The following is a 10157-nucleotide window of genomic DNA, read 5'->3' as shown; positions in this document are numbered from 1 at the left end:
GGGAAGCGTCGCCATAACCCGGCGGCTGCCCGAAACCAGGAGTCCGCCATGTCCGTCGCCAAGGTCACCGAGATCACCGCCTCATCCTCCGTCAGCTTCGAGGATGCGCTGAAGAAGGGCATCGCCCGCGCCGACAAGACCCTGAAGAACGTCGAGGGCGCCTGGGTCCAGGAGCAGAAGGTCATCGTCAAGGGCGGCGAGATCGTCGAGTACCGGGTCAATATGAAGGTGACCTTCGTCCTCAACGACTGAGCGCCGCCGGCGCGGACCCGGCGAGCGTTGCCGTAACAGGGGCGGGATGGCTAGGGTCTGGCCATGACCCTGCGCCCGCTCCTCATCGCCGCCGTTCTGTCCTGCCTCGCCGGGCCCGCCGCCGCCCAGCGCGCCGTCGCCGTGACCTTCGACGACCTGCCATATCAGGCCCCCGACGCCGTGCTGTGCGATCCGGCGCAGGCCATGGCGCTGACGGAAGACTTCGTCGCCATGCTGAGGCCGCTGGACACGCGGGCGGCCGTCTTCGTCAACGAGGGCAAGGTCTGCGATGAGCGTCGCGCCGAACTGCTGCCGGCCCTGCTGAACGTCTGGCTCGACGCCGGGCTGGACATGGGCAACCACACCTTCAGCCACATCAACATCCACCGGACCACGGTCGAGGCCTATCTGGCCGACGTCGACCGGGGCGCGCCCGCGACCCGCGCCGTGCTGGAGGCGAGAGGGCGGTCGCTGGTCTTCTACCGCCATCCGTATCTTTTCACCGGGGAGACGCCGGAGAAGAAGGCCGCCATCGCCGCCGGACTGGCGGCGCGGGGCTATACGGTCGCGCCAGTGACGATCGACAACAACGACTGGATGTTCGCCGCCCTGTACCGCGACGCCGAAGCCGCCGGCGACGAAGCGCTGCAGACCCGGATCGGCGAGGCCTATGTGGCGCACATGACGGCGGTGCTGGATCACTGGGAGCCCTACAGCGCCGAACTGGCGGGCGGCCGTGAGCCGGCCCAGGTGCTGCTGCTTCACGCCCACACGCTGAACCGGGACTGGTATCCGCGCATCCATGCCCTCTACCAGGCGCGGGGCTATCGCTTCGTGCCGCTGGACGAGGCCCTGGCCGACCCGATCTACAGCCACGCCGACGACTATGTGCGGGCCAATGGCGTGTCCTGGCTGCACCGCTGGACCTTCAGCGAGGGCCGGCCGATCCGCTGGGAGCCCGATCCTCCGAAGTGGATCATGGACGCCTATGAGGCGCGGAACTGATCAAGCGACGCCTGACCGGGTGACGAAACCGCTCCGGCCCGCTAGACGACTGCGACCATGACCGACCTGAACCAGCTCGAACTCGATCTGATCAACGCCATCGGCTCGGCGGAGACCGCCGCCGACGTCGAGGCGCTGCGCGTCGCGGCCCTCGGCAAACAGGGCTCGATCTCCGGCCTGCTCAAGGGCATGGGGGCGATGAGCCCCGACGAGCGGCGCGAGCGCGGGCCGATGATCAACGGCCTGCGCGACCGGGTGCAGGCGGCGCTGACGGCGAAGAAGGCCGGGCTGGAGGCGGCCGAGCTGGACGCCCGGCTGAAGGCCGAGCACCTCGACCTGACCCTGCCGCCGCGCCCGCGCCGCAAGGGCTCGGTCCATCCGACCATGCAGGTGATGGACGAGATGATCGCCCTGTTCGCCGAAATGGGCTTCGCGGTGGCGGAAGGCCCGGACATCGAGGACGACTTCCATAATTTCACGGCTCTGAATTTCCCGCCCAAACACCCGGCGCGGGAGATGCACGACACCTTCTTCCTCCAGCCCGACCCGGTCACCGGCGAGCGCAAGGTGCTGCGCACCCACACCAGCCCGGTGCAGGTGCGCACCATGATGACGCAAAAGCCGCCGATCCGGATCATCGCCCCGGGCCGGACCTTCCGGAAAGACAGCGACGCCACCCACACGCCGATGTTCCATCAGGTCGAGGGGCTGGTGATCGATCGCGACATCCACATGGGCCATCTGAAGTGGACGCTGGAGACCTTCGTGGCCCGCTTCTTCGAAGTGGATGACGTCGACGCCCGCTTCCGCCCGCACCATTTCCCCTTCACCGAGCCGTCGGCCGAGATGGACATCCGCTGCGACCGCTCGGGCGGGGAGCTGAAGCTGAACCAGGGCGACAGCTGGATGGAGATCCTCGGCTGCGGCATGGTCCATCCGAACGTGCTGCGGAACTGCGGCATCGACCCGGACGAGTTCCAGGGCTTCGCCTTCGGCATGGGCGTCGATCGCCTGGCCATGCTGAAATACGGCATCCCGGACCTGCGCCCGATGTTCGAGGCCGACACCCGGTGGCTGGCCCACTACGGCTTCTCCGCCTTCGCGGCGCCCAACCCTGCAAGCGGACTGTCCTGATGGCCATCGACCAAACCCCGCCCCGGCCAACCGAGTCGCGCGAGATGGATCCGCGCGCGACGGCGATCAACGGCGGCCATTTCGCCCTGTTCGACCTCTACCGCGCCAACATCCAGAACGGCGGCGGGGCGATCATCGAGGGCCGCACCTTCACCGACTGCTTCATCGAGGGGCCGGCGGTGATGCTGGTGCTCGAGGGCGTCCATTTCGAAGGCGTCAATTTCGGCCCGACCGGCGGCGACCTGCGCAACATGCTGTTCCGCCCGGTGAGCGGCCAGAAGGCGATCGGCGCGATCCCGGTCCGCGACTGCACCTTCCGGAACTGCCAGTTCCACACGCTCGGCATCACCGGCGGCGAAGACCTGCTGCGGATGCTGGTCGAGCAGGTCGCCACCGCCGACTGACGCCAGAAAGAGATCGAGAGACCGCAGCCATGACCGACCAAACGACCGCCCCGACCGACGGCATGTCCGCCGAGGAAGCCGCCGGCCGCGCCCTGGTGGCACGCACCAGCTTCGAGAAGGAAGCCGTCTGGCTGCCGTCGCTGGCCGTGCAGCACTGGAACGCGGACCAGATGTTCATCGACGGCAAGACCTTCACCGACTGTGTGATCGAGGGGCCGGCGGTGATGGCCGTGATGAACGGCACCGTCTTCGAAAGCTGCGCCATGGGCGCGACCTCCGACATCCGGACCCTGCTCTATCGACCCGTCGGTCAGACCAAGATGGCGGGCGTGGTCGGCATGTCCAATTGCCGCTTCATCCGGTGCCGTTTCGTCCAGGTCGGCTTCACCGGCTCGGACGCGCTGATCGAGGAGCTTCAGGCCGGCGTCAAACCGCTGTCGGAGCTCGCGTCGTCGCCGGAGCCGTCGGCGTGAAATTCACCCTCTCCTGGCTGAAGGACCATCTCGAGACGGACGCGGAGGTCGCGGACGTGGCCGAGGCCATGACCATGGCCGGGCTCGAGGTCGAGGAGGTTCACGACCCCGTCGCGGCCCTGGCGCCGTTCACCGTGGCGCGGATCGTCTCGGCCGAACGCCATCCCAACGCCGACCGGCTGCAGGTCTGCCAGGTCGACACCGTCGACGGGATGAAGGAGATCGTCTGCGGCGCGCCGAATGCGCGGGCGGGCCTGACCACCATCTACGCCCCCATTGGCGCCTATGTGCCGGGGCTGGGCGTGACGCTGGTCGAGAAGCCGGTGCGGGGCGTGGTCTCGCACGGCATGCTGTGCTCGGCCGCCGAGCTTGAGCTGGCCGGCGACAGCGACGGCATCCTCGATCTGGCCGACGATCTGACGGTCGGAACCCCCGCTGCCGGCGTGTTCGGGGCCGAGCCGGTGATCGATTTCGAGGTCACCCCCAACCGGGCCGACTGGCTGGGCGTGGCCGGCATCGCGCGCGACCTGGCCGCCGCCAGCCTGGGCCAGCTTCAGACCCCGTCCGTGATGCCCGTGCCCGGAGCCTTCCCGTCGCCGATCTCGGTGCGGATCGAGGCGCCGGAGATGTGTCCGGTGTTCGCGGGGCGTCTGATCCGCGGCGTCAGCAACGGCCCTTCGCCCGAGTGGCTGCAGCGGCGGCTGACCGCCATCGGCCTGCGGCCCATCAACCGCCTGGTCGATGTCACCAACCTGATCGCCTACGACCGCTGCCGGCCGCTGCACGTCTACGACAGGGCCAAGCTGGTCGGGAGCGAGATCGTCGTGCGCGCCGGCCAGGTCGCGGCCGGGACGCCGGAGCAGGAGGGCGGCCAGTCCGAGCATCTGATCGCCCTGGACGGCAAGACCTATACGATCGACCCGTCGATGTGCGTGATCTCGGACGCCGCCGGCGAGCGGCCGATCGGCCTGGGCGGCATCATGGGCGGCGAGTCCACCGGATGTTCGGACGAGACGGTCGACGTCTTCGTCGAATGCGCCTGGTTCGATCCGATCCTGACGGCCCAGACCGGCCGCTCCCTGACGATCAACTCCGACGCCCAGTACCGCTTCGCGCGCGGCGTCGACCCGGCCTCGGTGGTTCCGGGGCTGGAGCTGGCGACGAAGCTGATCCTCGATCTGTGCGGCGGCGAGCCGTCCGGGATCGTGGTGGCCGGACAGGCGCCGGCCAATCCGTCGGCCTTCGCCTTCGACCCGGCCCGGGTCGGATCGCTGACCGGCCTGTCGCTCGATGACGACCGCATCGCCGAAATCCTGACCCGGCTCGGTTTCGAGGTCGCGCGCGGGACTCCGTGGACCGTGACCCCGCCGTCGTGGCGGCGCGACGTCGAGGGCCCGGCCGATCTGGTCGAGGAGGTCGCCCGCATCGAGGGCTATGGCGAGCTGCCCTCGACCCCGCTGCCCGACCTCGGCGCCCCGTCGAAGGGCGTGCTCAGTCCGCGTCAGGCGCGGGTGCGCGCCGCCCGCCGCGCGCTGGCGGCCATGGGCTACGCCGAGGCCGTGACCTGGTCCTTCACCAAACAGTCGACCGCGGCCCTGTTCGGCGGCGGGGATGACCGGCTGGTGGTCGAAAATCCCATCGCGGCCGACCTCGACTGCATGCGGCCCTCGACCCTGCCCAATCTGATCCAGGCGGCGGCGCGCAACGCCGACCGCGGCCACCCGGACGCGGCCCTGTTCGAGATCGGCCCGATCTATCTGGACGACAGCCCCACCGGCCAGCGCACCGTTATCGCCGGTCTGGTCGCGCCGCGGTCCGCGCGCCACTGGGGCGGCGGCGCCGAGGACGCCCTGTTCGCCCTGAAGGGCGACCTGATCGCCCTGCTGGACGAAATCGGCGCGCCGACCGCGTCGCTGCAATTGGCCCAAGGCCAGAACCGCGACTGGTGGCACCCCGGCCGCTCGGCCCGGCTGCAACTGGGTCCGAAGAATGTCATGGCCGAGTTCGGCGCCCTGCACCCGCGCGTGCTCAAGGCGCTGGACGCCGACGGCCCCATGCTGGCCTTCGAGATCGTGATCGACGCCGTGCCCGAGCCGCGCGGCAAGGCCACCAAGGCGCGCGGCGCCGCCTCGCTGGCCCCGCTGATGCCTCTGACCCGCGACTTCGCCTTCGTGGTGGAAGAGGGCCGGGCGACCGGCGACCTCGTCCGGGCCGTGTCCGGCGCCGACAAGGCCCTGATCGCCGAGGTCCGGGTGTTCGACGTCTACCGCGGCGCGGGCGTGGCCGAGGGCCAGAAGTCGGTGGCGCTCGAGGTGGTCATCCAGCCCCGCGAGGCGACCCTGACCGAGGCCGAGATCGAGGCCCTGTCGGCCAAGGTCGTGGCGGCGGCGGGCAAGGCCGGCGGCTCGCTCCGGACCTGACGCGCCGGCCCTGCGGCCGTCGTATCAGGGTTGCGGCGGGAGCCCGGCGATCCAGGCCTCCAGCGCCGTCGTGTCGCTCATCTGTCCCGGGAAAACGTGCTCGGGCGTGAACGGTCCGATGTCCGCGTCTCCGCCGATGGCGACCTTCTGCAGGGTGCTGAAATTCGTCAGCCCGGACGGCAGGACGATCTCGCGCACCTCCATGTAGCGCGTCGACACATTGGTCGCTTCGCCGACATGGGTGGCGCCCAGCGTCCGGAAGTCGCGCACCATCAGCAGGCACGAGCTGAAGCAGGCATGGTCGGTCACGATGAAGACCCGGCCCTGATAGGCTGGCGCCGGCGCCGCGGCCGCCGTCGGTTCGCCGGGCGCGCAGTCCGGAACCGGCTCGTCGAACGGTCGCCCCTCGGCGATGGCCCGGTCGATGTCGTCGGCCAGGGTCTCGTAGTAGCGGGCCGTCTGGGGATCCTGCGCCCGGGCCGCGAAGGCGCGCACATGGGCGGCGTTGCCGGGCGAGGCCCGCCACAGCGCCGCGCAGGCCGTTCCGCCGCGCAGCCGGGCCGCCGTATGGTCGGCGCCGTAGATGACATCCGCCAGCCGCCGCCCGTGGCGCGAGTCGCCGCCGCCGTTGCCGCGCAGGTCGATCACCAGGGCGGGGCTGTCGCGCCAGTCCGGGGCCTGGGCCTCGAAGCTGTCCACCACGGCGGCGGCCTCATCCGACAGGCGCTCCATGGCGATCCACCATTGGTCGCCGCTGCGGCGGACCCCGAAGCCGGCCCGCGCTCCGCCCGCCGCCGCATTCAGCGCCTCGGCCAGGCGAGGCGTGGCGACGGGCCGCCATTCCATCTCGACGCTGACCGGGCCGTCCGCTGACTCGAACACGCAGGTCCGCGGCCGGGAAAGGAACGGGTTGCCGTCGTCGACGAACATGAAGCCGCCGTGGGCGATGTACTGGGCCTCGACCGGCGCGGACACGCGGAAGGCCAGGCGGGCGGCCGCCACGGCTTCGGCCGGCTCGCCGTCGCAGGACGCCAGCCGGGCCCCGACGAGGCTCTGGTCGTCGCCGTCCCGGGCGGCGACCACCCAGGTTCCCCCGCGTCGGGTCATGACCAGCCCGGCCCAGGCGTAGGGAACGCCCCGCAGCCTCGGGTTCGACCAGACATGTTCGTCGCCGAACGAGGTGGCGAACCCGGCGAGGACGGCGGTGTAGCCGGCATAGCCGTCGACGGCGGGGATGCGGCCCAGGGCGGTGTCATAGCCGAGCCGCATCCGCTGCCGGAAGGACTCGTCGCCGAGCTCCGGGACGGCCCCGGGGTGGTTTTCGAGGATCAGGGCGTGGGCGGCGTCCAGGTCGGCCCGGGCGAGCTGCCGCCACCCCTCGGCGGAGGCGGCGGTCTGGGCATGGACGCTTCCGGCCCAAAGGGCGGCGGTCACGCCGGTGGCCAGCAGCCGGATCAGTCGTCTCATTTCCTCGTCCCCCTGGGATCCCGTCGAACGGCGCCGCTCCTCGTGTCCGACGCGGCCTCCGCGCCTCCTAATGTCTACCTCTCCGCTGTCACGTTAAAGCGTTGTCATGCCCCGCCAGCTGACCGGTCGCTGAAGCCGCCGACCGGGTTCTCCAGCGAAGCCCCGTTGGCGAAGGCCAGTTCCACGGCGGCCTTGCAGTCTCACCGGTGGTGAGGATTCCGCGGGCGACCACCCCGGCGCGTCGCCCATCTGACCTCCTCGGCCAACGCAGGGCCGGCTGGTGGATGAGGGGCGGGAAAGGTTGCGTTAACCTTGCCGCCGCAAGGCTGACTCAAAGAGCGGTGACGGTGCCGGCAAGCGCCCGCGCGAGTCGGGCGGACCGTCCCCGCCTTCGGAGCCATCGCCATGCATCGTCGCCAGCTGATCCTTTCCGGTCTCGCCGCCACCGCCGGGGCCTCGGGCCTGTCCGCCTGCGCCACCGCCCCCGCCTCGGATCCCAACTATCCGATCCGCTCGGATCAGGACGCCCCGGCCTACACCGCCGACGAACTGATCGCAGCCGGGTCGCGCGAGCTGGGCATCGCCGCCGAGGCCATCGGCGCCGCCATCGAGCGGATCTTCGCCGACCAGGGCGACCGCCCGACCGCCTATATTGCGGGCGAGGAGGGCTCGGGCGCCGCCGGCGTCGGCCTGCGCTACGGCCGCGGCGCCCTGCACATGAAGGACCTGTCGGCCTCGCAGGAGGTGTTCTGGCAGGGCATTTCGATCGGCTGGGACGTCGGCGGCAACGCCAGCCGGGTCTTCACCCTGGTCTACGGCCTCTACCACCCCGACATGCTCTACCGCCGCTACCCGGGGGTCGAGGGCTCGGCCTATCTGGTCGGCGGCGTGGGGGTGAACTACCAGCGCGCCGACGGCATCGTCCTGGCCCCGATCCGTACCGGCGTCGGCCTGCGCCTCGGCGCCAACGTCGGCACCATGGCCTACAGCCGCCAGCGCAATCTGCTGCCGTTCTAGGTCCAATCGACCTTCAACCGGGGCCGTTCGCGTTCCTCCCATCCCGTCATTCCGGGGCTGGGACCGGCGTAGCCGGGAACAGAACCCGGAACCCAGGCGTCCGGAAACCGGCCCTGGCCGCGCCGCGACCCCCCCGGGCCGATCTCCTGGGTTCCGGGTTCCGCTACGCGGCCCCGGAATGACGGGCGCGGAGGGGCGCCAGGGAGACTGCCGAATGTCGATTGGCGCCGGGAGAGGGTCGATGTCGCGTTTGTCCCGCATGTCGACCATGTCGTGGGCGCCGATGTCGCGGATGTATGGCCGGAAATGTATCGGCCCGATGTCGCCTATGTCGCGCCGTCGTCCAGCATCGCCTCCAGCCCCTCACGCCAGCTCGGATATTTCGGCCGCCAGCCCAGTTCGGCCTTGGCGCGGGCGTTCGAGAGGCGTTTCGAGTCCAGATAGAACCGCCGCATGCCGTCCGACACCGACGGGTCGTCCAGATCGACCTCGGGCGGCCGCGGCAGGCCCAGCCGCTGCGCCGCCCCCGCCATGACCACGTCGGCCGGCGCGGGTTCATCGTCGCACAGGGTGTAGGCCGCGCCGGGCCGGGGCCGGGCCATGGAGGCGAACAGGCCCGAGACGGCGTCATCGACATGGACGCGGTTGAACACCTGGCCGGGCTTGCGGACGATGCGGGCCGTGCCGGCGCGCAGCCGGTCGACCGGCGAGCGGCCGGGGCCGTAGAGGGCGGGCAGGCGGAAGACCTGCACCGTCAGCCCCATGCCCTGACCCGCCTCCAGCCAGTCGCGCTCGGCCCGGACCCTGCGGGCGCCCTCCAGCGAGGCGGCGTTGAGCGCATCGTCCTCGAAGGCCCAGCCGCCGGCCCGGTCGCCGTACACCGCCGTCGAGGAGACATAGCCGATCCAGTCGGGCCAGGCGCCGGTGCGCGTGACGGCGGGGATCAACCGCTTCAGTCCGGGGCAGCCGTCGCTCTCGGGCGGGGCGGTGACGAGAATGGCGTTGGCCTCGCCGACGGCGCGGTCGAGCGCGCGGTCGTCGGCCGGGTCGAGCGCCGCGAATCCGTCAGCCTCGAGCCGCTTTCGGGTTTCGGGATCACGGCTGGTCAGGGCGGCGCGACCGCCCCGGCGCACCGCTTCCCGCGCCGCCGCCTGTCCCAGCCAGCCGCCGCCGAAGATCAGCAGTCTCGGAGGGGCGACGCCGGACTCCATCCCTCTGCGATCAGGCCGACAGGACGCGGACGGGGGAGGGGGCGCCGGCCGGGGGCGCGACCACGACCGGTTCGACCTTCAGCGCGTCGGCCCGCTTGCTGTTCCAGGTCGAGACGCAAGGCACCTTGGTCAGGTCGGCGCGGTGGGCGTAGCGCCGGGCGATCTCGGTGACGTCCTGCATCAGCCCCTCGGCCAGGGTGATCGGCTTGAGGCCCAGTTCGCGGAACTGGTCGTTGGCGACGATCAGCTCGTTCTCGTCGGCTTCCTGGCGCGGGTTGGGGACGTTGTGGACCTCGGCCCCGGTCATGTCGGCGATCAGGGCGGCGAGATCGCGGACGCGCCGGCTCTCGGTCATCTGGTTGAGGATCTTGACCCGTTCGCCGGCCTTCGGCGGGTTCTTCAGCGCCAGCTCGACGCAGCGGACCGTATCCTGGATGTGGATGAAGGCCCGCGTCTGCCCGCCGGTGCCGTGCACCGTCAGCGGATAGCCGACCGCCGCCTGCATCAGGAAGCGGTTCAGCACCGTGCCGTAGTCGCCGTCATAGTCGAAGCGGTTGATCAGCCGCTCGTCCTGGCGCGTCTCCTCGGTCTGGGCGCCCCAGACGATGCCCTGGTGCAGGTCGGTGATCCGGACGCCGTCGTTCTTGGCGTAGAACTGGAACAGCAGGGCGTCCTGGGTCTTGGTCATGTGGTAGATCGAGCCCGGGTTCGGCGGGAACAGGATCTCCTGCTCGGCCGGGCCGAAATCGGTGTCCACCGTGACCTTCAGATAGC

At 70.7% G+C, this 10157-nt stretch carries 10 protein-coding genes; 7 read left to right on the top strand and 3 right to left on the bottom strand.

Annotated elements, in window-relative coordinates:
• The 6 genes from RDU12_RS06295 to pheT form a co-directional block, all read left to right on the top strand.
• Positions 1-252 (top strand): dodecin family protein (locus RDU12_RS06295; protein ID WP_308684288.1); only part of this gene is annotated, 252 nt, incomplete at its 5' end.
• Between the two features lie 63 nt (positions 253-315).
• Positions 316-1257 carry a polysaccharide deacetylase family protein gene (locus tag RDU12_RS06290; protein WP_300289369.1) on the top strand — a complete coding sequence of 314 codons (942 nt, stop codon included), beginning with the start codon at positions 316-318 and terminating at the stop codon, positions 1255-1257.
• A gap of 57 nt (positions 1258-1314) precedes the next feature.
• Positions 1315-2391, top strand: a complete 1077-nt coding sequence (gene pheS / locus RDU12_RS06285) for a phenylalanine--tRNA ligase subunit alpha (protein ID WP_300289371.1) — start codon at positions 1315-1317, stop codon at positions 2389-2391.
• Positions 2391-2795, top strand: a complete 405-nt coding sequence (locus RDU12_RS06280; protein WP_300289372.1) for a hypothetical protein — start codon at positions 2391-2393, stop codon at positions 2793-2795. The genes pheS and RDU12_RS06280 overlap by 1 nt, the downstream gene beginning before the upstream one ends.
• A gap of 29 nt (positions 2796-2824) precedes the next feature.
• Complete coding sequence (locus tag RDU12_RS06275) at positions 2825-3268, top strand: hypothetical protein (protein ID WP_300289373.1); 444 nt, start codon at positions 2825-2827, stop codon at positions 3266-3268.
• Positions 3265-5688 (top strand): phenylalanine--tRNA ligase subunit beta, encoded by a 2424-nt coding sequence (gene pheT / locus RDU12_RS06270; RefSeq protein ID WP_308684287.1) that lies wholly within the window; start codon positions 3265-3267, stop codon positions 5686-5688. Before RDU12_RS06275 ends, pheT begins: the two co-directional genes overlap by 4 nt.
• A 24-nt stretch (positions 5689-5712) precedes the next feature.
• On the opposite strand, the gene RDU12_RS06265 is transcribed toward pheT, so the two are convergent.
• Positions 5713-7155, bottom strand: a complete 1443-nt coding sequence (locus tag RDU12_RS06265; RefSeq protein WP_308684286.1) for a hypothetical protein — start codon at positions 7153-7155, stop codon at positions 5713-5715.
• 405 nt (positions 7156-7560) lie between these two features.
• On the opposite strand from RDU12_RS06265, the gene RDU12_RS06260 reads away from it, so the two are divergent.
• Complete coding sequence (locus RDU12_RS06260) at positions 7561-8172, top strand: DUF1134 domain-containing protein (RefSeq protein ID WP_300293181.1); 612 nt, start codon at positions 7561-7563, stop codon at positions 8170-8172.
• A gap of 326 nt (positions 8173-8498) precedes the next feature.
• On the opposite strand, the gene RDU12_RS06255 is transcribed toward RDU12_RS06260, so the two are convergent.
• Both RDU12_RS06255 and RDU12_RS06250 read right to left on the bottom strand, forming a co-directional pair.
• Positions 8499-9383 (bottom strand): NAD-dependent epimerase/dehydratase family protein, encoded by an 885-nt coding sequence (locus tag RDU12_RS06255; RefSeq protein WP_308684285.1) that lies wholly within the window; start codon positions 9381-9383, stop codon positions 8499-8501.
• Positions 9384-9393: 10 nt separating this feature from the next.
• The coding region (locus tag RDU12_RS06250) for an NAD-dependent epimerase/dehydratase family protein (protein WP_308684284.1) at positions 9394-10157 on the bottom strand (764 nt) is incomplete at its 5' end.

Source organism: Brevundimonas sp. (assembly GCF_031082345.1).
Taxonomy (GTDB): Bacteria; Pseudomonadota; Alphaproteobacteria; order Caulobacterales; family Caulobacteraceae; genus Brevundimonas.
Note: the sequence above shows the minus strand (reverse complement) of the source record. Positions and strands in the feature narration are given on the sequence as shown.